We start from the raw sequence: 22,776 nt of genomic DNA on the forward strand, positions 1-22,776 counted from the left end.
GATGACGGTTGGACCATCCACGCCATGCGTGGATCAGATCTGTCAGATATCGAATTGAATCCGGGGTCAGATCCGTTTTCCTGCGGAAAACGGATCTGACCCCAAGAGCATTTCCGACAGATCGCGAATATCTGTCGAAGGCGGGATGGGTCCGGTTGCGGGAGTGTCCGCGGCATGGATGCCGCGGCCAAGCCCCCATGGATGGGTTTACGGCGTCTCCCGCAACCGGACCCACCCCGCCAACCTTCAGGAAACCAGCTTCTGCTGTTGCTGTTGCTTGTAGCGGGTGCAGGGCGCAGCCCTGCCGACCAACCCTATACTTGCCGCCGTGACCGAATTCCCTGCCCTCGTTCCGCTGGATGCGCCCGTGCTGGTGGGCTACAGCGGTGGTGTCGACTCCACCGTGCTGCTGCACTGGCTGTGGCGCTGCGCACAGGCCTCCGGCACCACGCTGCGCGCGGTGCACGTGCACCATGGCCTGCAAGCCGATGCGGACGACTGGGTGCTGCACTGCCAGCAGCAATGCGCGGCTCGGGGCATCGAACTGGCCGTGCGCCACGTGCAGGTTGAAAGCGGTACGGGGCTGGGTCTCGAAGGTGCGGCACGGCAGGCGCGACGTGCCGCGTTCGCCGCCGAACTGCGCGACGGCGAAACACTGGCGCTGGCGCAGCACCTGGACGACCAGGCCGAGACGTTCCTGCTGCGTGCCTTGCGTGGGTCCGGCGTCGATGGCCTTGCCGCGATGTCCGCGCACAGCCGCCTTGGCGAAAAGCCTCTATGGCGACCGCTGCTGGCGGTGCCCCGCAGCGCCCTGCTCGACCATGCCCGCCAGCATGCACTGCACTGGATCGAAGACCCCAGCAATGGCGACGACCACGCCGATCGCAACTTCCTGCGCCTGCAGGTGCTGCCGTTGCTGCGCCAGCGCTGGCCGCATGCCGCTGCGGCGTTGGCGGGCAGCGCGACACACTGCAGGCAGACCCGCGAACTGCTCGACGAGGAAGACGCCGAGCTGATTGCACACCTGGAAGTCGCTCCACGTGTGCTGTCGCTGCAGCTGCTGCGCCAGGTCTCACCGGGTCGCGCCGCACGCGTGCTGCGTGCCTGGGTGGTGGGCCACGGTGCGGCACCGCTGCCGGCCACGGTGCTGCAGCAAACGCTGGACGAACTGCTGCCGGCCGACAACGATCGCCAGGCCCGGGTGAGTTGGCACGATCACGCGATCCAGCAATGGCGCGACCACGCCTATCTGCTACCGGCCAGGCTGCCTGCGCTTCCCCCCGAGTGGCAGGCCGAATGGGATGGACGCGCACCGCTGGCACTGCCCGATGGCGGACAGCTGCGCCTGCAGGGCACCCCGGCCTTCGAACGCCCGCTGCAGGTCCGTGCACGCGTGGGCGGTGAGCGCATTCTGCTGCCGGGTCGCCAGCATTCGCACGCGTTGAAGGACTGCCTGCAGCGCGAGCACCTTGCCCCCTGGCGACGCGCGCAGCTGCCGCTGATCTTCGATGGCCCGCAGTTGCTGGCCGCCGCCGACGTGGTCATCGCCGCACCGCTGCAGGCCTGGTTGCAGGCGCATGGCGCGCAGTTGCAGTGGCGCCCGGGCGGCTGGTGAATTGACCCCCGCGCGCGGCCCGTCCACACTTGCCGCATGGCCAAGAAGTCCCCCGAAAACGCCTCCCCGGTCGCCCAGTTCGAGCAGTCGCTCGAATCGCTGGAGCAGCTGGTGGAGCAGATGGAAACCGGCGAGCTGAGCCTGGAAGCTTCGCTCAGTGCTTACGAACGTGGCGTCGGCCTGTACCGCCAGTGCCAGCAGGCGCTGGAGCAGGCCGAACTGCGCGTGCGCCTGCTCAGTGATCCGGCCCAGCCGGACGCCGCCGAGCCTTTCGATCCGCCCAGCCATGACGGCTGAGGCCTTGTTCGCGCGCTGGCGCGACCGTATCGAAAGCCAGCTCGACGCCGCCCTGCCCTCGCCTGCTGAAGCGCCCCAGGGCCTGCACAAGGCCATGCGCTATTCGGTGCTGGGCGGGGGCAAGCGGATGCGCCCGCTGCTGGTGTACGCCAGCGGCCACCTGTTCGGCGCGCCGCCGGAGCATCTGGATGCGGCGGCGATGGCGGTCGAACTGATCCACGCCTATTCACTGGTGCATGACGACCTGCCCGCGATGGACGACGACGCCCTGCGCCGCGGCAAGCCGACCACCCACGTCGCCTTCGACGAAGCCACCGCGATCCTTGCTGGCGACGCCCTGCAGACCCGCGCCTTTGGCCTTCTGGCCGATGCGCCGCTGCCGGCTACCCTGCGCGTCGCCTGCCTGCAGACCCTGGCCCACGCGTCCGGCGCTGCTGGCATGTGCGGCGGCCAGGCCCTGGACATCGATGCCACCGGCCAGCAGCAGACGCTGGCGGCGCTGACCCGCATGCACGCGCTGAAGACCGGTGCGTTGATCCGCGCGGCGGTGCGCATGGGCGCGCTGTGCGGCCAGGCCCACGAACCGCAGCTGGCCCAGCTGGACAGCTTCGCCGACGCGCTTGGCCTGGCCTTCCAGGTGCGCGATGACATCCTTGATGTCGAAGCCAGTTCGGAACAACTGGGCAAGACCGCCGGCAAGGACCAGGCGCAGGACAAGAGCACCTTCCCCGCCCTGCTCGGCATGGACGGGGCGAAGGCCCAGCTGCACGAACTCGCGGCACGCATGCAGGCGATCCTGGCCGGGTACGGCGAGGAAGCCGATCCGCTGCGCGCGCTGGCAACACTGGCGGTGGAGCGCGATCACTGATCGATCGCGTCACCCTGTGCGGCCCCCCAATGAAAACGCCCGGCAATGCCGGGCGTTGTTGTTTCCGCATGCAGCCGGTCTTACTTGATCAGGCGCAGGGTGAACGGGTAGCGGTAGGCTTCGCCGTTGTTGGCCTTCACGGCAGCAATGATGCAGAACACCAGGTTGATGATGCCCACGATCGGCGCCAGGATGCCGCCGATGATCACCACCATCAGGATGATGCTGATGACCATGGCGATGGTCACGGTGATCTGGAAGTTCAGGGCTTCCTTGGCCTGGTCGGTCACGAAGGCCTTGCCCGCGTCATCCTTGTTGATCAGCCAGATGATCAGCGCGCCGATGAAGCCGGTGAAGATGCCCAGCAGGTGCGCGGCCAGGGCCATGGTGCGCTGGTCGGCCGGCACATCGGTGGTGGCCGGCGGCGGCGGGACGTTATCGAATTCGCTCACGACAAAACTCCTTTTCATTGGGTGGTCTTGACCCACCAGCACCAAGCTGGCTGCGTCAGGCGGGCATAGCTTACGCCATCAATGCCATCAATCATTACCGGCGATGGTCATCCGCCCCAGCAGGATCGAACCGGTCCGGATGTGCGAGCGCGGGTCGACGTCGCTGCCGACCGCCTCGATGCTGCTGAACATCTCGCGCAGGTTGCCGGCGATGGTGATGCCATCCACCGGGTACTGGATCTCGCCGTTCTCGACGCGGAAGCCGCCGGCACCGCGCGAGTAGTCGCCGGTCACCCCGTTCACGCCCTGACCCATCAGTTCGGTCACCAGCAGGCCATCGCCCATCTGGCGGGCGATCTCCTGCAGGCCGCCAGCGTTGGCGGCCAGCTGCAGGTTGTGCACGCCACCGGCATTGGCGGTGGTCTGCAGGCCCAGTTTGCGTGCCGAATAGCTGCCCAGTACATAGCGTTGCAGCACGCCGTCGCAGACCAGGGCCGAGGCGCGGGTGGCCACGCCGTCACCATCGAACACGGCCGAGCGCAGGCCGCGACGCAGGTGCGGCAGCTCCTCGATCTGCATCCATTCCGGGAACAGGCGCTGGCCGACGCTGTCGAGCAGGAAGCTGGCCTGGCGGTACAGGGCACCGCCCGATACCGCCGACAGCAGGTGTCCAACCAGGCTGCGCGCCACTTCCGGGGCGAACAGTACCGGCATGCTGCCGGTGGCCATCGAACGCGGCTGCAGGCGGGCAACAGTGCGTTCGGCGGCGCGACGGCCGACCAGGCCCACGTCTTCCAGGTCCTCCCGGGCCAACGCGCTGGTGTACCAGCCGTCACGCTGCATGCCATCGCCCTGGCCGGCAATCAGCGCACAACCGACGGAATGGTGGGTGCCGCGCTCCCGGCCGATGAAACCATGCGAATTGGCGTACACCGACAGGCTCTGCATGCTGGACACCGAGGCGCCGTCGGAATTGCGGATCTGTGCGTCGGCCTCGCGACCGGCACTTTCACAGGCCAGGGCCAGGTCCACCGCCTCGTCGGCCTGCAGCGCCCACGGGTGCCAGCCGTCCAGGTCGGGGAAGTCGGTGGCCATCAGCGCGGCTTCGGCCAGGCCGGCGGCGGGGTCGTCCTCGGTATGGCGGGCGATCGCACAGGCCTGCTCGACGGTGGCAGCAAGGCTGGCCTCGTTCAGGTCGCCGGTGCTGGCACTGCCCTTGCGCTGGCCGAAATAGACCGTCACGGCGATACCGCGGTCACGGGTGGACTGCACCGTCTCAACCTCGCCGAGGCGGACATTGACCTCCAGGCCACGGTCTTCACTGCAGCTGACCTCGGCCTGGCTGGCGCCCAGCGCACGGGCGCGGTCGAGCAGCTGCTGGGAAAGGTCGGCCAGCCGTTCCAGCCGGGCCGGGCTGTCGTCACCGACGGCGGCTTCAGGGGCGATCACGTTCAATGCTTTATCCTGTACAGGTTGGGCCCGGCATCACGCCGGGCGACTTTTTTTGAGATCAGGTAGGGACGATGCGCGGACGCGACGAAGAAACCGGTGAATTCCACGACAAGAGCCGCAGCCAGAACCGGCGCGACGCGCTCGACGTCCTGGCCCTGGGCGAGAAGCTGGTGTCGTTGACCCCGGCCCAGCTGGCGCGCCTGCCGATCCCGGAAGACCTGCTGCCGCACATCGCCGAGTGCAAGCGCATCACTGCCCACATCGCCCACAAGCGCCAGCTGGCGTTCCTGGCCAAGCACATGCGCCGCGAAGAAGACGCCACGCTGGATGCGATCCGCGATGCGCTGGACGCCAACAGCGAAACCGGCCGCCGCGAAGTGGCGATGATGCATCGCGTGGAAGACTGGCGCGACCGCCTGCTGGCCGAGGGTGACAAGGCGCTGGCTGCACTGCTGGACGACTACCCGCAGGCCGACCGCCAGCAGCTGCGCACGCTGGTGCGCAATGCGCAGGCCGAAAAGGCCAGGAACAAGCCGCCGCGCGCCTACCGCGAAATCTTCCAGGTGCTGCGTGGCCTGATGCTGCCCGCCGCGCTGGGCCTGAAAGCCAGCGCCGAAGACGCCGACCACGTCGAGAGCGACGACGCCGACGAGGACTGAGGCCTCGCCGGCCCGGGCGGTGGCACTGGCCATCGCCCGGCTCAGGCCTGGGTACCGCCGACGGTGATGCCCTCGATCAGCAGCGAGGGCTGGCCGACACCCACGGGCACGCTCTGCCCGTCCTTGCCACAGATACCCACGCCCTCGTCCAGGGCCAGGTCGTTGCCGACCATGCGCACCTTCTGCATGGTTTCCGGTCCGTTGCCGATCAGGGTCGCGCCCTTCACCGGCGCGGTGATGCGGCCATCCTCGATCAGGTAGGCCTCGGTGGCCGAGAACACGTACTTGCCGCTGGTGATGTCGACCTGGCCGCCGCCGAAGTTGACCGCATACAGGCCCTTCTTCACCGAACGGATCATCTCCTGTGGGTCGTGCTGGCCGGCGCGCATGTAGGTATTGGTCATGCGCGGCATGGTCAGGTGCGCGAACGATTCACGACGCCCGTTGCCGGTCGGCGCCATGCCCATCAGGCGCGCATTGAGGCTGTCCTGCATGTAGCCGACCAGGATGCCGTCCTCGATCAGCGTGGTGCACTGGGTCGGGTGGCCTTCGTCGTCGATGTTCAACGAGCCACGGCGACCGTCCAGCGTGCCGTCGTCGACGATGGTCACGCCCGGCGCCGCCACCCGCTCGCCGATGCGGCCGGCGTAGACGCTGGTGCCCTTGCGGTTGAAGTCGCCTTCCAGACCGTGGCCGACCGCTTCGTGCAGCAGCACGCCGGGCCAGCCCGGTCCGAGCACCACCGGCATCACCCCGGCCGGTGCCGGAACGGCGTCCAGGTTCACCAGCGCCTGGCGCAGTGCCTCGCGGGCGAACGCTTCCGGACGCCCCTCGGCGAACAGTTCCCCGTAGCCATAGCGGCCACCGCCTCCCGCATAGCCGGACTCGCGACGGCCGTTCTGCTCGACGATCACCTGCACGTTCAGGCGCACCAACGGGCGCACGTCGGCTCCCAGTACACCGTCGCTGCGGGCGATCAGCACCGTATCGACGCCGCCGGACAGGCTGACCATGACCTGCTTCACGCGCGGATCGGCGGCACGCAGGTAGCCATCCAGGCGCTTGAGCACCTCGACCTTGGCCTCGTTGCCGATGCCGTCGATCGGATCCAGCGCCGGGTACAGCGCGCGCGCATTGCCGCGCAGCAGCGATTGCCCGGACTGGGCCCCGCCCTCACGCGAGATCGCGCGCGCCGACTGCGCTGCCGTCAGCAGCGCATCGGCATGGATGTCATCGGAGTAGGCGAAGCCGGTCTTCTCGCCGGAAATCGCACGCACGCCCACGCCCTGCTCGATGGAATGGGCACCATCCTTGACGATGCCGTCCTCCACGCTCCAGCTTTCGCGGCGGGCGTGCTGGAAGTAAAGGTCACCAAAGTCGACACCCGGGCCGAGCAACTGGCCGAAAGTGCGCTCCAGGCCAGCGGTATCCAGGCCACCGGGGCGCAGCAGGCGGTCTTGGGCAAGCGTCAGGGCGATGTCAGTCATGTGTCTCGATCTGGGGATGCGGGGGCGCTGAGGCAAGCCCCATGAACAGGAAAACCACGCTCAGCGCGAGTGCGAGCGTGGCAGGTCGGTGACCGTCGGCGGCACCTCTGGGGCTGGGCCCGGTGCAGGCGCCGGCGGGGTTTTGTCGCGGCTGCGTTCAATCACGTCCACCTTCGGCTCCTTCCATGGGCCGGTCACCTTGTAAGTACGGGCACCGATCTCGCCGAGCGGTTTGGACAATACCGCATTGGTGGCGGCGCCGAGTGCCGCGCCCACCGGGCCGCCGGCCACTGCGCCGACCACGGTCAGCAGGTTGCCGGCGCGCGGGTTGACGTCGATGGTCTGGTCGAACTGCTGGTTGCGCAGATCGGCCTGGCCGCGGATGGTGATGTTCGCCGCCGGTCCCTCGATCAGCACTTTGTCGGTACGGGCCATGCCCTGGCCGAACTGCACGCTGCCATCGACCTGGTTGAACGCGAAGCCCTTGGAGAAGAAATCGCGGAAGTCGAACATCAGGCGCCTCGGCAGCTGCGCGACACTGAGCAGGCCGAGCACGCGGCCAGCGCCGGGCTCCAGCTCCAGCAATTGCCCATTGCGCGCGTGCAGGTCGAGGCGGCCCTGCAGATTGGCCAGCTGGAAGTCCGAGGGACCGCCACTCCACGAAGCCTGCAGCTGGGCCTGGCCGGAACCGCCACGCAGCTGGCCACCATAGTCCAGGTTCTGCATCAGCCCACCCAGGTCTTCACTGCGCACCTGCGCGGTCAGTTCGGTACGGGCGCCACCGGTACGGCCCAGCCAGCGACCACTGATGTCGATCTCCTGGTCCGGCGCGCGGAAGCGCAGCTCGTCCACGTTCAGGCCGTTGGCCAGCGGCCGCGTACGCAGCACCGCTTGGCCGAGTACGACCTTGCCGAACTGCAGATCGGCGATGTCCAGCGCGAACGGCGGCAGCTTGGCCGGATCCATGTCGTTGGCGCCGGCCTGCACCCGCGCCGGCGCAGCCGGCGCACCCGGTGCCGCCGGCAGTGACTGCCAGTGCACGCGGTCAAGCTGGCCACTGATCGTGCCGCCCTCGGCATTGGGAACGGTCAGGCGCCCGGCCAGCGACGGGCCGTCCAGGCGCACATCCAGTGCCTGCGGGCCCGGGTGCAGCTGCAGCCGGGTCTGCTCGAACACACCGCCGATCAGCTTCAGCTGGCCGACCTGCACATCCACCGCACGCAGCGGCATGGCATCGTCGTCACCGCCGCCGCGCGCCAGGCTGATCCACTCCAGCGCATCCAGGGTCGGGCTGCGGCCATTGACCGACAGCCCGCTCGGTGGCGGCTCACGGTCGACGTGGTCGCTGCCGAGCGTGACCTGGACGCCAGTCTGGTTGTTATGGCTGCGCGCGGCCAGGGCCAGGCGCTGGCCAAAGGCCACGTCGATGCGGCCAGCCCCCATCGGCAGTTGTGCGGCCACCGTGGTCGCCAGCGGTTCGGCGGCCGGCTTGTCCAGCGGTGCCGGCAGGTCCAGGCGGGTGCCCACCAGATCCGAACTCAAGCGCAGTTCGCTGGGCGGTGCAGGTGCCCCCGGCGCGACCTTCGGCAGGTTGACCGCGATGGTCCACGGCGAGGTGCCGGCGACGTAGGGCTTCAACCACGCCATTTCCGGTGCGCGGTCGATCAGCACGCCGGCATCGAGGTTGGCCGACAGCTGCGATTCAAAGGCCAGCTTGCTGTCGTGCACGTAACCGCCGGCGCGCAGGCTCAGGCGGCCGTCCTGGCCGAGGTGACGCACCGCCAGTTCCTCGGCGCCGAAACCGCCGTTGCTGTAGCGCGCCTGCCCATGCATGTTGTCGAAGGTCAGCTGGAACCGCTTGTCGACCAGCTTCACACCGTTGAGGTCGACCGTGCCCTGCAGGTGGCCCTCGCCTTCATCCAGGTGCAGCGGCTGCAGCAGGTCGAAGGTCACATGCGCCGGTCCCGCGGCGGTGAGGTTGTCGAGGGTGTCACCGTAGTCGTGGTGCAACGGGCTCTGCCGCAGCATCGCCAGCAGCTTGCCCGCCTCGCTCTGGGCATCGGCGCGCACGTACAGCGGCTGCTGGCCGAAATCAGGAATGCCCGCTTCGAACTGCTGCACCGCCACACCGGCCAGATCACCGCGTCCGCGCATGTCGAAGCCGGGGCCGATGAAGGCGATATCGGCATCGACCTGGCTCATCAGTGGCCAGTCGTGCTGGAAACGGATATCGCCGTTGGTGATGTGGCCGGTGGCCTCGAAGCGGCCATCGTTGTTGTCGAACGGCCAGTCGTCCAGGTCACCGCTGACCAGACCGACGCCATTGCGCACCTGGCCGCCGGCCAGCGCCATGTCCAGCCAGTCGGTGGCGCCCTTGCTCATCTTGGAGTGGATCCAGAAGCGCTTGGCCGCGGTCATCGGCACATCGTCCAGCTTGGCTGCCAGCTGCAGCCAGGGCCGCGTGCCGTCGCCCTGGAACCAGACGCCGCCACGCACATCGGCCGCATAGTCAGTGCCTTCCACGCGCATCGCTGCGGTGCCGATACGCCAGCCACCGCCCTCGTCGCGCCAGCCCACCACCTGCCCCGCCAGGTGCAGGTCATGGCGCACACCAAAGCCGGTCGGCCAATCGAACTGCAGCTGCCGTTGCGGCTCCAGCTGCAGGCTGAAGCCATCGGCATCGCCCTCGAAGCGCCCGCCCAGGCCGCGCAGGCCCGGGGAATGCCCCACACTGGCAAAGCCCAGCGACTGCAGCTCGCCCTGCGCCCTCAACGGACCATCACGCTCACCAGCCAGTTGCAGCTGACGCACATCCAGCTGCGGCCTGGACAGGAACAGCCAATGGCGCAGGCCGGGCTCGAGGCGATCACTCAGCGCCAGCGCACGCAATGCGGTACCCGCCTGTACTTCACCGGAACTCACCCGCAGTTGCTTGCCGACCTGCAACTGCAGGCCATCGAGCTGTTGTTCGCCGTCATCCGTCTTCAAACGAAGCCGCGGTACCTGCAGTGCCCAGCCATCGCCCTGGCGCTGCCAGCGCAGGCGCGCCTGCAGGCGCTGCAGCTGCAGTTGCGGCGTCGCCACGTCAGGCATCGGCGCACCGTCGATGCGCACATCACGCAGGTCCGAGTCGGTGGTCAGCGCCACCGGCGCGAAATCGCGCAGGGTCAGCCACAGGTTGAGTTCGCCCTTGCCTTCGCGCAGGCGCACACCGCCGGCCGCCAGCAGCGGCGACCAGGCATGGAAATCGACCGGATCGGCGCCCAGCCAGGCCTGGCCATTGCCGCGCACGCGGTCCACGTCCAGCACCGCCGTCAACGGCAGCGCTTCGGTCTGGGCCCAGGCACGCACGCCTACACGCAGGCGGTCGCCATTGACCCGCAGGCGCACGTCGATGCGTGGCAGCGTGGTGTCGATTCCCAGCCCCGGCGCATGCACGCCCAGGCGGCCATCGATCACCTGCAGCTCGCCCAGCCGGCGCAGCGCGTCCAGTGGGTCACCACCAGCGTCGGACTGCGGCAGGCCACGTACCGACCAGCGGCCGTCCTCGCCCTGCTGCAGGTCGAGCGCCAGGCCACGCAGGCGCAGCTCGGTCAGCGACCGGCCAGGCAACAGGCCGCTGTACATCGATACCAGCACTTCGGCCTCGCCGATCGCCAGGCCCTGGCCGGCGCCGATGCGCAGGCCCTTGAGCTGCAGCAGCGGGCCGCGCCGGGTCCAGGCGGTCTGCAGCTGGTCGAAACGCACCGGCTGGCCAGCGCGTTCGCTCAGCCAGGCGGCAATCCTGTCGGGATGGCGCTCGGCCAGCGGCAGCAGCTGGCTGAGGGTGCCCACCAGCAGTGCAAGCCCGACCAGGCCCACCGCGCAGGCGGCAATGAAATGACGGCGGATCCTTCGCAGTCGCAGGCGCGGCGGCGCGCTCATCGGCCACCGCCGGCCTGCAGCCGGCGAGGGTCAGAGCAGAACGACATCGAATTGCTCCTGCAGGTACTGCTCGTCCGCCTGGAAACGGATGCTCTTGCCGAGGAACTCTTCCAGCTCGGCCACCGCCGAGGACTCCTCGTCGGTAATGCGCGCAACAACCTTGGTCGAAGCAATCACCAGCAGGCGCGCCGCATCGAACTGGCGCACCGCGCGGGTGATCTCGCGGAAGATCTCGTAGGTCACCGTCTCGGTGGTCTTGATGCTGCCACGGCCGCTGCACTGCGGGCAGGTTTCCGACAGCTGGCGCTCCAGGCTTTCCACCGTGCGCTTGCGGGTCATCTCCACCAGGCCCAGCGGCGAGAAGTCGTACACCGTGGTCTTGGCATGGTCGCGGGCCAGCGCCTTCTCCAGGGTGCGCAGCACCTGGCGCCGATGCTCGGCATCGTCCATGTCGATGAAATCGATGATGATGATGCCGCCCAGGTTGCGCAGCCGCAGCTGCCGGGCCACCGCCTGCGCGGCCTCCAGGTTGGTGCGGAACACCGTCTCTTCCAGGTTGCGCTGGCCGAGGAACGAACCGGTGTTGACGTCGATGGTGGTCATCGCCTCGGTCTGGTCGATCACCAGGTAGCCGCCGGATTTCAGCGGCACCTGCTTGTCCAGCGCGCGGCCGATCTCGTCCTCCACCCCGAACATGTCGAAGATCGGGCGATCGCCCGAATACAGTTCCAGCTTCTCGGCCAGCACCGGCATGTACTTGGCCACGAACGCCTGCAGCTGCGCGAAGGTTTCCTTGGAGTCCACCTTCACCTTGTCCACGTCCTTGCGGATCAGGTCGCGCACCGAACGCAGCGGCAGGCTCAGGTCTTCATAGATGTTGCTGCACGAAGGCGCTTCGCGGCCCCGTCGCTCGACCACGTTCCAGACCCGCGACAGGTAGGCGATGTCCTCGGCAATGGCCTCGGCCGGCTGCCCCTCGGCATTGGTACGCACGATGTAGCCGTAGCCGCCATGCTGGGCCGACAGTTCGGTCACCAGCGCCTTCAGCCGCGCGCGTTCGCCTTCATCCTCGATACGCGCCGACACGCCCACCACCTTGGACTGCGGCAGCAGCACCATGTAACGCGAGGGGATGCTGATCTGCGTGGTCAGGCGCGCCCCCTTGGTACCGATCGGGTCCTTCACCACCTGTACCACGATGTCCTGGCCATCGCGCAGCAGCTCGACGATGGGCACGCTGGACGGCGGTGGCAGCGTGGTGTTCTCGGTGTCGGCGCTGGCCACCGGCGCCGGCCGCACCACGTCGTTGGCGTGCAGGAACGCAGCGCGCTCCAGCCCGACCTCGACGAAGGCCGCCTGCATGCCGGGCATGACCCGCTGCACCTTGCCCTTGTAGATGTTGCCGACCACACCCCGGCGCCAGCCGCGCTCGATATGCAGCTCCTGCAGCATGCCGTTTTCGATCACTGCGACCCGGGTCTCGCGCGGGGTCACATTGACCAGGATTTCCTCAGACATCGGCAGCCTCCCTGGCGGCATCAGCAGTTGGGGCCGGCACGCCGCAGCGCGCCAGCAGACGATCGGTGTGCAGCAGCGGCAGTCCCATCACGCCGGAGTAGCTGCCGGAAAGATGTTCGATCCAGCGCTCGGCCCCGCCCTGGATGGCATAGGCCCCGGCCTTGTCCAGCGGTTCGCCGGTGGCCACGTAGGCAGCGATGTCGGCGGCGCTGATCGGCGCGAAGGTCACCTCGGAAATGACCAGCTCACTGTCCAGCCCGTCCGCAGCCACCACCACCACTGCGGTCATCACCTGATGGGTGCGCCCGGCCAGCCGGGCCAGCATCGCCCGCGCGTCGGCGGGATCGGCCGGCTTGCCGAACACTTCACCGTCCAGCACCACCTCGGTGTCCGAGCCGAGCACCCGCGCCTGCGGATCATCGGCCAGCACCCGGGCCAGGCCGGCGCGCGCCTTGTCGGCGGCGACCCGGCATACATACTGTTCGGCGCTTTCAGCGGGCGCGCGCTGCTCGACGACCTCCAGGTCCAGGGCCTGGAAGGGGCGTCCGAGTCGGGCCAGCAACTGGTTGCGTCGGGGGGAGCGGGAAGCAAGATAGAGCATCGGCACAGCATAACCTGAGGCCGCCACCTGAATCGTCGGCAACCCGTTACGGAACGCGTTCAACCCCGAACGGGCTCACAGCGCGTTCATCGCTACGACACCACCCTCAACGGCACAACAAGGAGTTCTCCATGCGCCTGACCGCCACCCCGCTGCTGCTTGCCCTGTCCCTCGCCCTTGGAACCTCGATGACTGCCCATGCCGCCCCGTCGTCGCCGTCGATCGCCGCCCCGGCCGAAGGCACGCTGCTGAACATCTCGGCCAATGCCGAAGCCACCCGCGTACCGGACGTGGCCACCCTGTCGGCCGGCGTGGTCACCCAGGCTGCCGATGGCAACAGCGCCATGCGCCAGAACGCCCAGCAGATGGACAAGGTGCTGGCCGCGATCAAGGCCGCCGGCATCGCCGAGCGTGACGTGCAGACCAGCGGCATCAGCCTCAATCCGCAGTACCGCTATGCCGACAACGAAGCGCCGAAGATCACCGGCTACCAGGCCAACAATACGGTCAGCCTGAAGGTGCGCGACATCGCCAAGCTCGGCAAGGTGCTGGACGCACTGGCCGCACAGGGCGCCAACCAGATCAATGGCCCCAGCTTCGAGATCGACCAGCCGGAACCGGTCTATGACGAAGCCCGCCTGGCTGCGCTGAAGAAGGCCCAGGCCCGCGCCCAGACCTATGCGAAATCACTGGGGCTGCAGGTGCGCCGCATCGTCAGCATCTCCGAAAACAGCAACGGCGGCTTCCGCCCGATGCCGATGATGCGGACGATGTCCGCCGGTGCGGCGATGGACAAGGCCACTACGGTCGCGCCGGGCGAATCGACGGTCTCGGTCAACCTGGACGTGGTGTTCGAACTGGGCCGCTGATCGCGCCCAGCACCGCCAACGAAGGCGGGTCCCGCAGGGGGCCCGCCTTTTTTCATGCGCACCACCGGTGCTGGCTGAAGGCCAGCCCAACGATGCCGCCCCTGCCTCTAGGCAGTGGCCGCCATGCCGCGCTACTGATGCACTGCCAGCCGCGTGCGGCAACCCCGCCACGGGCCCTGGTGCGTTGAGGACTTCGTCACTGGCATGGAGGTGGACCATGGTTCGTACGTATCCCGTTGCATCCCCGCACTTCGACCCCGCCCGCGTTGCCGCCTGGAGCGCGGCCATCGCCCTGCATCTGCTCGCATTCCTGCTGCTGCTCATACCGGCGACCTACCAGGCCGTACAGGTCCCGCGCGACAAGACCACGGTACGGCTGATCGAGAAGATCCCCCCACCGCCGGCACCGCCGAAACTGGACCCAAAGGAGATCGCTCGGGTCGTGCCGAAGCCGCATGCACAGCCGGCAACGCCGCCCCTGCCCGCTCCCACCGCGACCGTGGAGGAAACCCAGGGCATCGCACTTCCAGCGGCCGAACCGGCCCCGCCACAGCTCGCGCCGAGCATCGACAGTGCTGCACCGCTGGCCGGAGCGCAGCTGCAATACCGCAGTGCACCGCCACCCACCTATCCGGTGCCGGCCCTGCGCAATCATGAGCAAGGCACGGTGCTGCTGCGGGTGGAAGTCGACAGCAGCGGCCAGCCAGTCATGGTCAGCATCGAGCGCAGCAGTGGCTCGCGCAGCCTGGACCAGGCCGCGCGCCAGCAGGTGCTGAAGCGCTGGCGTTTCGAACCGGCCCAGCGTGATGGCGTAGCGGTCCCGGCCATCGGCCTGGTGCCAGTGCAGTTCTCGCTGCCGGAGTGATCGTTCCGGGCCGGCCCGGCGACCCGTCGGGCCGGCTTTCACACGCGAAAAGACAGACTCGGCAAAGCCAGCAGTCAGGCGTTACGAATTAAGCAAAATTTCACTGCTTCGTCACCCATCGGAAACCTAGATTGGCCCGTCCCGGAACCTTCCGGAGACAGCCCTCAACGCTATGGTTTTCCAGTTAGGAGAGAAGCTGTGAAACACCTGATCCAACGGCCCGCCAGCCGCCGCCGCACCACCCTGGCATCGTCCATCACCCATATCCTTACCGGCGGCACGCTGCTGCTGGTTGGCGCGGTAGCTTCCAACTCCGCCTTCGCGCAGGAGCAGGAGAAGGCCACCAACCTCGACCGCATCACGGTCACGGGCTCAAACATTCCGCGCACCAACACCGAAACACCGTCGCCGGTGCAGGTGGTGACCCGCCAGGAAATCGACCGTACGGGCAAGACCACGTTGGCGGAGTATCTGCAGACCATCACCGCTGACGGTGCAGGCTCGATTCCCAAGACTTTCGGCAACGGCTTCGCAGGCGGTGGCGCCGGCATTTCGCTGCGCGGCCTCGGTGCGGGTTCCACGCTGGTGCTGTTGAACGGCCGCCGCATGGCGACCTACGGCCTGGCTGATGACGGCCAGAAGGTGTTCACCGACCTCAGCACCATTCCGCTTGATGCCGTCGAGCGTGTGGAAGTACTGAAAGACGGCGCCTCGGCGATCTATGGCTCCGACGCCATCGCAGGCGTAGTCAACATCATCCTGCGCAGTGACTTTCAGGGCGCCATCCTGCGTGCGTCGTATGGTCTGTCCGGCGACAGCGATGGAGATTCCAAGAAGGCAACCCTTACCGCTGGTACCGGCGACTTGGCCAGCGATGGTTGGAACGCATTCTTCAGCCTGGACGTCGGCAAGACCGATGCCATCAAGATCAGCGATCGCAAGAACCGCAAGTGGATCGGAACCGGCGATACTCGCCCGTGGGGCTACGATGCAGCCGATTCGCAGTTCCTAGGCGGCGCGTATCTGTCCAATGGCACGGCAGGCGGCGTTGGCCCCAATGGTTCTGTGTTCGACGACCGCAATGCAACCGAGGAAAACCCTGCCTTCCTGGTTGCGCTGCCGGGCTGTGCGAACCTCACCACCATTCCTGGCCAGTCAGACGCCAGTGCACAGGCTCAAGGCTGCCTGTGGGATCCGGCACAGCAGTATCGCGACCTGACCCCGGAAGAGAAGTACATCAACGTGTTCGGTCGCGCCACTTTCGCGTTTGGTGAAGGCGGCGAGATCTACACCGAAATCGGCTACTCGAAGAAGGAAACGATTTTCAGCAACACGCCATCGGGCGCGGCCGGCACCTGGGGTTTCCCAGGTGGCGTAGTCACAGCGAACAGTGGGTCCAAAGCCACCGTGCTTGGCCCGGACCATCCTGACAATCCGATCCCCGGCCAAGCGTCCAGGCTGCGCTATGCAGCATGGGATGTCGGTCCGCGTGTAACCAACAACACCAACGAGTTCAACCGATTCCTGGTCGGTGTCAAGGGAAACTGGGGTGACTGGAGCTACGATACCGCCTATCTACATTCGGCAACCGACCTGGTCAACAAGCGCACCGGCTTCCTACGCTACAGCGCTGTGCAGTGCGCACTGGGCAACCCGAACTGCGCAGGCGGCGTGTGGCGCATCGGTGACAACGCCAATCTGAACTCGCAGGCGCTTTACGACTACATCTCACCGACCATCAGCGCACGTGCAAAATCCGGTCTGGATATGTTCGATTTCACCGTGTCGCGCAGCCTGATGGATCTCAAGGGCGGCCCACTGGGCCTGGCGATCGGCACCGAATGGCGCAAGACCAGCAACAGCCTGACGCCGCAGACCTACACCGATACGGGTGACATCATCGGCTTGGGCTATTCTGCCTATGACGGCACGCAGAACGTTTACGCTGGCTACGTCGAACTGTCCGCACCGGTCCTGGAACAGCTGGAACTGTCAGGCGCGCTGCGTTACGACAAGTACGAAAGCGGAGAAGGCAAAGCCACACCGAAGCTCGGCGTTAAATGGACGCCGGCCGACTGGATCGCTCTGCGGGCCAGCTATGCCGAAGGTTTCCGCGCGCCGAACCCCGCCGAAAACGGTGACGGTGGTCTGGCTGCATTCTCGAACGCAACCGACCCGCTGCGCTGCGAAATTGACCCTACCGAATGCAATGTCCCTGCCCGCACGGTGGCGATCATCACCCGCCCGAACAAGGATCTGAAGCCGGAGGAATCCAAGAGTTACTCTGTGGGCATCGTGCTGCAACCAACGTCTTCGACTTCGATGACAGTCGATGCATGGCAGATCAAGCGCACCAATGAAATCGCCCAGGGCAGCACTACGGCAGCGATCAGGGCCGGCAACGTCGTACGTGACATCAACAACATCGGTGGCGTGCCCAACAGCGGCAACATCCTGGCGGTCAATACAGCGTATGTGAATGCCAATTCCTCGCGTGTTCGGGGCATCGATACCGATATCCGCCAAACGTTCGACATCGGCCCTGGCCAGCTGGAACTGGACCTGCAATGGAGCCATATCCTGAAGTTCGAGCGAACCGAGGGCACCGAGACCGTCGACTATGCCGGCACCCACGGCAACTGCGACGTCACCAACTGCATCGGCACGCCGAAGGACAAGATCAACTTCGGTACCACCTGGCGGCAGGGGCCGTGGAGCGTCAGCGGCGTTGCCAACTACATCGGCAAGATGGATAACACCGATAAGCGCGGCGGCACGTATCAGGCGTTCTATGCAGATGGCACGCCGGTGACGAAGATCTCCTCCTTCACCACGTTCGACCTGTCGGGGCGCTGGAACATTACAGACGCCTTCGAACTCAACGCCTCCGTGGCCAACGTATTCGACCGTATCGCTCCTCTCGATCCGACCACATATGGCGGCGTGAACTACAACCCGATGCACTTCTCTGGTGCGCTGGGCCGTTACTTCACCGTCGGTGCCAAGTACACCTTCAAGTAATACAGGCAACACCTTTCAACGCAGCAACTTCGAAGGCCCGGGCAGCTGCCCGGGCCTTCGTCGTTCCGCCCCTTGCAGGCATGTTCACGGGCACATGGCTACCGTGTGCACGCGGCATCACCGCCGCAGGGGATCTGCATGGCCGCAACTTCGCAACGCCTGGGCCTGCCCGCGTTGACTGCACTGGTGGTTGGCTCGATGGTCGGCGCCGGCATCTTTTCATTGCCGCAGAACGTGGCGCGCAGCGCCGGCCCGGCCGCGGCGCTGATCGGCTGGGCCCTGAGCGGCGCGGGCATGCTGATGCTGGCCTTCGTGTTCCAGGCCCTGGCCAACCGCCGGCCTGATCTCGATACCGGCATCTACGCATATGCGCGCGAAGGCTTCGGCAACTACATCGGCTTCTCCGCTGCGTGGGGCTACTGGGTCGCCTCGGTGCTCGGCAACGCCAGCTTCTTCGTGCTGATCTTCAGTGGCCTCGGCCACTTCATGCCCGTGTTCGGCGAAGGCAATACCCCGGCCGCCGTGGCCGCTTCGTCATTGCTGTTGTGGACCGTACACCTGTTGGTGCTGCGCGGCCTGCGCACTGCCGCCATCGTCAACGGCCTGGTGACGGTGGCCAAGCTGCTGCCGATCGCGCTGTTCCTGGTCCTGGCCGCCGGCGCCTTCCGCATGGAGGTGTTCCGCGCCGATTTCCTCGGCACACCCGCGCTCGGCGACCTCGGCCAGCAGTTGCGCGGCATGATGCTGGTGACCGTGTGGGTGTTCATCGGCATCGAAGGCGCCAGTATCTATTCGCGACGTGCCGCGCGCCGTGCCGACGTTGGCCGCGCCACGGTGATCGGTTTCCTCGGCGTGTGGCTGCTGCTGGTGCTGGTCAGCCTGCTGTCGATGGGGGTGCTGTCACAGGCCGAACTGGCCGGGCTGCCCAATCCGTCGATGGCCTATGTACTGCGCGCGATCGTCGGCGAATGGGGCGCCACGGTGATCATCGTCGGTTCAATCATTTCCGTGCTCGGTGCGCTGCTGGCCTGGGTGCTGCTGTGCGCCGAAGTGCTGTACGCCGCGGCCGGCGACGGCACCATGCCGGCCTTCCTCGGCCGCGAGAATGCGCGCGGCGTTCCGGCCAATGCGCTCTGGTTGAGCAATGGGTTGATCCAGCTGTTCCTGCTGCTGGTACTGGTCAATTCCGGCAGCTACACCGGGCTGGTGCTGCTGGCCGCGTCGATGAGCCTGGTCCCCTACTTCCTGTCCACGGCATTCGGCGTACAGCTGGCCTGGCGTGGGCAGGCCTATGCCGGTGAACCCGTCGTGCGCTGGCGCGATTTTGGGGTCGCACTGCTGGCCAGCGCCTACGCGCTGTGGCTGGTATATGCCGGCGGCCTCGACAACCTGCTGCTGTCGGTACTGCTGTACGTGCCCGGCGTGGCGTTGTTTGCATTGACCCGGCGCCAGCGCGGCGAGCGTGTGTTCACGCGCTGGGAGTGGGTGCTGTTCGGTGCGATCCTGATCGTAGCGATCGCCACGCTGGTCGCGTTCTGGCGAGGCAATCTCGCGCTGTAGACCCGAGCCCACGCTCGGCTGGTTCATCCGCAGCAGCCGAGCATGGCTCGGCTCCACAACAGCAGTCGCGCAACCTCGACGCTACAAAGACGCAAAAAAAAACCTGCATCTCGCGATGCAGGTTTTTCAAGGTGGCGCCCGAAGTTGGACTCGAACCAACGACCCCCTGATTAACAGTCAAGTGCTCTAACCGGCTGAGCTATTCGGGCAGACGACTAGTATAACCACTCTTCACGCGCGATGGTAGGGGTGATTGGCAATCATTGCGGCAGCCCGGTACAGCTGTTCGGCTACCACCAGGCGCACCAGCATGTGCGGCAGCGTCAGCGGTCCGATCGACCACTTCTCGTCGGCCAGCGCGGATACTTCCGGCGAATGCCCTTCCGGACCGCCGATGAGGAATGCCAGGTCCCTGCCCTGCCCGCGCCAGTGTTCCAGGCGCTGCGCCAATTGTTCCGAACTGAGCTGGCGTCCGGGCACGTCCAGCGCCACCACATAGGCATTCTTCGGCAGCGCAGCGATCACCCGCTTGCCTTCATCTTCAGTGGCACGGCGCGGATCACGCCCCTTGCCGCGCAGGCCGGGCTCGATTTCCACCAGTTCGAACGGCAGCCAGTGCGACAACCGCTTCTGGTATTCGGCGAAGCCCTGCGCCACCCAGCTGGGCGCGCGTTCACCGGTGGCGATCAGGCGGGCTTTCATCAACGGTCCTCCAAAACGTCGACGGCACCATCGGCGCCGTCGAAGGGATGCATCAACGCGTGGCTCAGGCCACTTCGTCGTCGCTGGACGGTGGCTGGTCGCCGACGGTCCACAGGCGCTCGAGGGCGTAGAACTCACGCACGCGTGGCAGCATCACATGGACGATCACGTCGCCCAGATCGACCAGCACCCACTCGGCTTCGCGCTCGCCTTCCACACCCAGCGGCATCACGTCGATGTTCTTGGCGAAGCGCACGACTTCATCGGCAATCGACTTGACGTGGCGGGTCGAAGTGCCCGAAACCACGATCATGTAGTCGGCAACGCTGGACCGGCCGCGCACGTCGATCTCGACCAGGTCCTTGGCCTTCAGGTCTTCGGTGGCTTGGCGGACGCTGGCCAGCAGTTCCGGCACGGACGGCGGCGGACTGGGCAGATCGACCTTGATGGTCTGGGGCTGGGTCTGGTTGCTCAAAGTGAATCGACTCGATAAACGTGGGGGCGATTATACGGGGATGGCGCCGCTGCGCCATTCACGGCCTGGCCGGGCGGTACAGCCCGTGTGCAGCCACATAGTCCGCCACGGCCGGTGGCAGCAGTGCGCGCCAGGGCCCGCCAGCGGCGATCTGCGAGCGCACGGCGCTGGCCGACTCCTCGCGCAGCGGGTGGTGCAGGCGCAGGATGCGGCCGGCCGGGCTGGCGAACAGGGCCTGCTCGTTGTCGGCCCAGCGCCCTTCCAGCGCACGGCCCAGCTCGCCATCGACCGCGACCCGCAGCGGGCTGCCAGGCCGTTCAGCCACCACGAAGTGGGCCAACCCGAACAGGGCCTCCCATTCGTGCCAGCGGGTCAGGCCCAGCAGGCTGTCGGCGCCGACCAGCCAGGCCAGTGGCCGGCTCGGGCCCAGCTCGCCGCGCAGCTCGCGCAGGGTGTCCACGGTGTAGGACGGCCGACCGGGGAAGCGTGCCGCGCGATCCAGCTCGCGGCGGTCCAGCAGCAGTCCGGGTTCATCGCCGATGGCCAGCGACAGCATGCTGCAACGCTGCTCGGCGGTGGCACCAGGCACCGCACGGTGTGGAGGATCGGCCGCCGGCAGCATGCGCACGGCAACCTGCAGTTCGTCACGGGCGGCACGCGCGATCGCCAGGTGCCCGAGGTGCACCGGATCGAAGGTGCCCCCGTAATAGATCCGCAGGCTCATCGCTCAGGCCCGCGCCAGCAGGCGCACGGCACGCGGTTCGGCCACGGCCACCAGCAGGCGCTCCAGCGCCAGCCAGGCATCGCCGTCGGCCCGCCCCTTGGCGATACGGTCGACCAGTCCCGCTTCCGCCACGAAACGCTCCCAACGCTTGCTTTCCGGGTGCCGCTGCAGCGCGCGCTTGTACGGCGCCTGTCGCGATTCCCAGATGCCGCGTGATTTCATCTCGGCGGCCAGATTGCCGCCACGGGCCTGCACCCGGGCCAGGCCGGCCCCGGCCAGCAACTCTCGGATCACCATCGGCATCAGCGCGGCTACCGCCTCGCCTTCGCCGCGCAGGCCGGCCAGCATGCGCAGCACCGCCGGCGGCTGGCCGGAGAAGGTGGCCTCCACCAGCCGGAATACGTCATAGCGGGCGGCATCTGCCACCAGCGATTCCATCCGTTCCACGTCCAGCGGTTGGCCATCGGCCAGCAACGCCAGCTTGTCGATTTCCTGGGCGGCGGCCAGCAGGTTGCCTTCCACCCGCTCGGCCAGGCGCTGCACGGCGGCCGGGTCCGCGCGCAGGCCCTTGCCGCGCAGTCGGCGCTCGATCCAGTCCGGCAGTTCGTGCGGCTTGATCGCCCACGCCACCGACAGCACGCCGATGCGGTTGACCGCTTCGGCCCACTTGCCCTGGTGCGCCTTGCTCCATTCGTTGGCGGTGATCATCAGCACCACGTCCGGCGCCGGATTGGCGCAGAACTGGCTGATCACCTCGGCGCCGTCCTTGCCCGGCTTGCCGCTGGGCAGGCGCACCTCGACCAGGCGGCGGGCACTGAACAGGCTGGGCGCGTTGAAGCTGGCGTCGAGCTGGTTCCAGTCGAAATCGCGGCCATCTGCGTCGAACACCTCGCGCTCGCCGATGCCGGCGGCACGCGCCCGCGCACGGATGGCGTCAGCCGCCTCCAGCACGCGCAGGGTTTCCGGGCCGGCAATCAGGTAGACCGGCACCAGCGCGGTATCAGCGCTCTGGCTGGCCAGCTGCTCCGGACGCAGTTCCATCGCAGCGGCTCAGTGCTTGGTTGCGGGGACCGGCTCGGCCGGCACCGCACCTTCCACTGGCTTGGCCTTCGGTGCCGACAGGCTGCCACCCTTCTCGATCTCGGCACGGACCACGCTGTCGATGCGGCGGATGATCGACGCCGACATTTCGCGGCGCAGTTCATCGGCCAGGATCTCGCGTTCGGTGGTGGTACCAGTGGCGTCGGTCGGCGGCGACACATAGTCGCGCGAGAGCTCGATCACCTGCTGCGGCACCAGCTCGCTGCCATCCTCGCGACGGAAGATGAAGATCACGGCATAGCGCAGGCTGTACTCCTGCGCGCGGCCCTGCGAGTCGATGGCGATCGGCAGGTCGCCCCAGCGCTCGGACAGCACCTGCAGCTGGGTACTGGGTTCCTTGCTGTCCTCATCGGCCAGCTTGGCACCGGACGCCAGCAGGCTGCGGTTGAGCAGCTTGACCAGTTCACTGTACGGGGCGGTGGAGACCACCTTCACCGGCGCCGTATCGGTCGGCAGCATCAGCTTGTTGCGCAGATGGAAACCGCAGCCGGCGAGGCCGAGGACAAGAACGAGGGCAAGCAGGATTCGGGTCATGGAGACAGTCTGGCGGAGCCGGGCGATCACGGCAACACACAGCGTGCCCGAA

The 22,776-nt window shown here is 67.1% G+C and carries 19 protein-coding genes and 1 tRNA gene; 8 read left to right on the top strand and 12 right to left on the bottom strand.

The genetic code is table 11. The features are described from left to right. Positions 1 to 328 precede the first annotated feature (328 nt). Genes tilS through N5D91_RS05400 form a run of 3 tightly spaced genes read left to right on the top strand, consistent with a single transcriptional unit; the run spans position 329 to position 2,780 of the window. On the top strand, positions 329 to 1,615 hold the full coding sequence (tilS, locus tag N5D91_RS05390) for a tRNA lysidine(34) synthetase TilS (RefSeq protein ID WP_180853804.1): 1,287 nt from the start codon (positions 329 to 331) through the stop codon (positions 1,613 to 1,615). A 36-nt stretch (positions 1,616 to 1,651) separates the two neighbouring features. Beyond that, entirely contained in the window at positions 1,652 to 1,912 is a 261-nt protein-coding gene (locus N5D91_RS05395) for an exodeoxyribonuclease VII small subunit (protein ID WP_180848089.1), read from the top strand. Then, positions 1,902 to 2,780 (top strand): farnesyl diphosphate synthase, encoded by an 879-nt coding sequence (locus N5D91_RS05400; RefSeq protein ID WP_180853805.1) that lies wholly within the window; start codon positions 1,902 to 1,904, stop codon positions 2,778 to 2,780. The genes N5D91_RS05395 and N5D91_RS05400 overlap by 11 nt, the downstream gene beginning before the upstream one ends. An 80-nt stretch (positions 2,781 to 2,860) precedes the next feature. On the opposite strand, the gene N5D91_RS05405 is transcribed toward N5D91_RS05400, so the two are convergent. Then, the gene (locus tag N5D91_RS05405; protein WP_110713049.1) at positions 2,861 to 3,232 is read right to left on the bottom strand and encodes a DUF4870 domain-containing protein; all 372 of its coding nucleotides are present in this window, start codon (positions 3,230 to 3,232) and stop codon (positions 2,861 to 2,863) included. Between the two features lie 87 nt (positions 3,233 to 3,319). Further along, a complete protein-coding gene (gene pmbA, locus N5D91_RS05410) occupies positions 3,320 to 4,687 on the bottom strand; it encodes a metalloprotease PmbA (protein WP_164162047.1) in 1,368 nt (455 codons plus the stop codon). 68 nt (positions 4,688 to 4,755) lie between these two features. Between pmbA and yjgA the strand changes: the two genes are divergently transcribed. Next, positions 4,756 to 5,343 (top strand): ribosome biogenesis factor YjgA, encoded by a 588-nt coding sequence (gene yjgA, locus N5D91_RS05415; protein ID WP_110713052.1) that lies wholly within the window; start codon positions 4,756 to 4,758, stop codon positions 5,341 to 5,343. Positions 5,344 to 5,384: 41 nt separating this feature from the next. Here yjgA and tldD read toward each other — a convergent pair whose 3' ends face one another. Genes tldD through N5D91_RS05435 form a run of 4 tightly spaced genes read right to left on the bottom strand, consistent with a single transcriptional unit; the run spans position 5,385 to position 12,873 of the window. Beyond that, positions 5,385 to 6,830: a metalloprotease TldD gene (gene tldD, locus N5D91_RS05420; protein ID WP_110713053.1), complete on the bottom strand. Its 1,446-nt coding sequence runs from the start codon at positions 6,828 to 6,830 to the stop codon at positions 5,385 to 5,387. A gap of 60 nt (positions 6,831 to 6,890) precedes the next feature. Continuing rightward, positions 6,891 to 10,754, bottom strand: a complete 3,864-nt coding sequence (locus N5D91_RS05425; RefSeq protein ID WP_180853806.1) for a YhdP family protein — start codon at positions 10,752 to 10,754, stop codon at positions 6,891 to 6,893. Between the two features lie 30 nt (positions 10,755 to 10,784). Further along, positions 10,785 to 12,272: a ribonuclease G gene (rng, locus tag N5D91_RS05430; RefSeq protein ID WP_049444954.1), complete on the bottom strand. Its 1,488-nt coding sequence runs from the start codon at positions 12,270 to 12,272 to the stop codon at positions 10,785 to 10,787. Beyond that, on the bottom strand, positions 12,265 to 12,873 hold the full coding sequence (locus tag N5D91_RS05435) for a Maf family nucleotide pyrophosphatase (RefSeq protein WP_110713056.1): 609 nt from the start codon (positions 12,871 to 12,873) through the stop codon (positions 12,265 to 12,267). The genes rng and N5D91_RS05435 overlap by 8 nt, the downstream gene beginning before the upstream one ends. Positions 12,874 to 13,004: 131 nt before the next feature. Between N5D91_RS05435 and N5D91_RS05440 the strand changes: the two genes are divergently transcribed. From N5D91_RS05440 to N5D91_RS05455, 4 genes are all read left to right on the top strand, one after another. Beyond that, positions 13,005 to 13,742: an SIMPL domain-containing protein gene (locus tag N5D91_RS05440; RefSeq protein ID WP_180853807.1), complete on the top strand. Its 738-nt coding sequence runs from the start codon at positions 13,005 to 13,007 to the stop codon at positions 13,740 to 13,742. A gap of 217 nt (positions 13,743 to 13,959) precedes the next feature. Further along, positions 13,960 to 14,607: an energy transducer TonB gene (locus tag N5D91_RS05445; RefSeq protein WP_110713059.1), complete on the top strand. Its 648-nt coding sequence runs from the start codon at positions 13,960 to 13,962 to the stop codon at positions 14,605 to 14,607. 198 nt (positions 14,608 to 14,805) lie between these two features. Further along, positions 14,806 to 17,628, top strand: coding sequence for a TonB-dependent receptor (locus N5D91_RS05450; RefSeq protein ID WP_279907077.1), 2,823 nt, complete (start codon positions 14,806 to 14,808; stop codon positions 17,626 to 17,628). Positions 17,629 to 17,766: 138 nt separating this feature from the next. Further along, positions 17,767 to 19,188, top strand: a complete 1,422-nt coding sequence (locus N5D91_RS05455) for a basic amino acid/polyamine antiporter (RefSeq protein ID WP_110713062.1) — start codon at positions 17,767 to 17,769, stop codon at positions 19,186 to 19,188. Positions 19,189 to 19,320: 132 nt separating this feature from the next. On the opposite strand, the gene N5D91_RS05460 is transcribed toward N5D91_RS05455, so the two are convergent. The 6 genes from N5D91_RS05460 to lptE all read right to left on the bottom strand — a co-directional run bounded on the left by N5D91_RS05460 (position 19,321) and on the right by lptE (position 22,724). Further along, positions 19,321 to 19,397, bottom strand: a tRNA-Asn gene (locus tag N5D91_RS05460). Positions 19,398 to 19,419: 22 nt separating this feature from the next. Beyond that, positions 19,420 to 19,890 carry a 23S rRNA (pseudouridine(1915)-N(3))-methyltransferase RlmH gene (gene rlmH, locus N5D91_RS05465; protein ID WP_005418108.1) on the bottom strand — a complete coding sequence of 157 codons (471 nt, stop codon included), beginning with the start codon at positions 19,888 to 19,890 and terminating at the stop codon, positions 19,420 to 19,422. A gap of 64 nt (positions 19,891 to 19,954) precedes the next feature. Continuing rightward, complete coding sequence (rsfS, locus tag N5D91_RS05470; protein ID WP_005418109.1) at positions 19,955 to 20,365, bottom strand: ribosome silencing factor; 411 nt, start codon at positions 20,363 to 20,365, stop codon at positions 19,955 to 19,957. 58 nt (positions 20,366 to 20,423) lie between these two features. After that, a complete protein-coding gene (gene nadD / locus N5D91_RS05475; RefSeq protein WP_110713064.1) occupies positions 20,424 to 21,089 on the bottom strand; it encodes a nicotinate-nucleotide adenylyltransferase in 666 nt (221 codons plus the stop codon). A 3-nt stretch (positions 21,090 to 21,092) separates the two neighbouring features. Then, the gene (gene holA / locus N5D91_RS05480) at positions 21,093 to 22,130 is read right to left on the bottom strand and encodes a DNA polymerase III subunit delta (protein WP_153855792.1); all 1,038 of its coding nucleotides are present in this window, start codon (positions 22,128 to 22,130) and stop codon (positions 21,093 to 21,095) included. 9 nt (positions 22,131 to 22,139) lie between these two features. Beyond that, complete coding sequence (gene lptE / locus N5D91_RS05485; protein ID WP_110713067.1) at positions 22,140 to 22,724, bottom strand: LPS assembly lipoprotein LptE; 585 nt, start codon at positions 22,722 to 22,724, stop codon at positions 22,140 to 22,142. Between the last annotated feature and the right edge of the window lie 52 nt (positions 22,725 to 22,776).

The organism is Stenotrophomonas sp. GD03794, assembly GCF_029842145.1.
Taxonomy (GTDB): Bacteria; Pseudomonadota; Gammaproteobacteria; order Xanthomonadales; family Xanthomonadaceae; genus Stenotrophomonas; species Stenotrophomonas riyadhensis.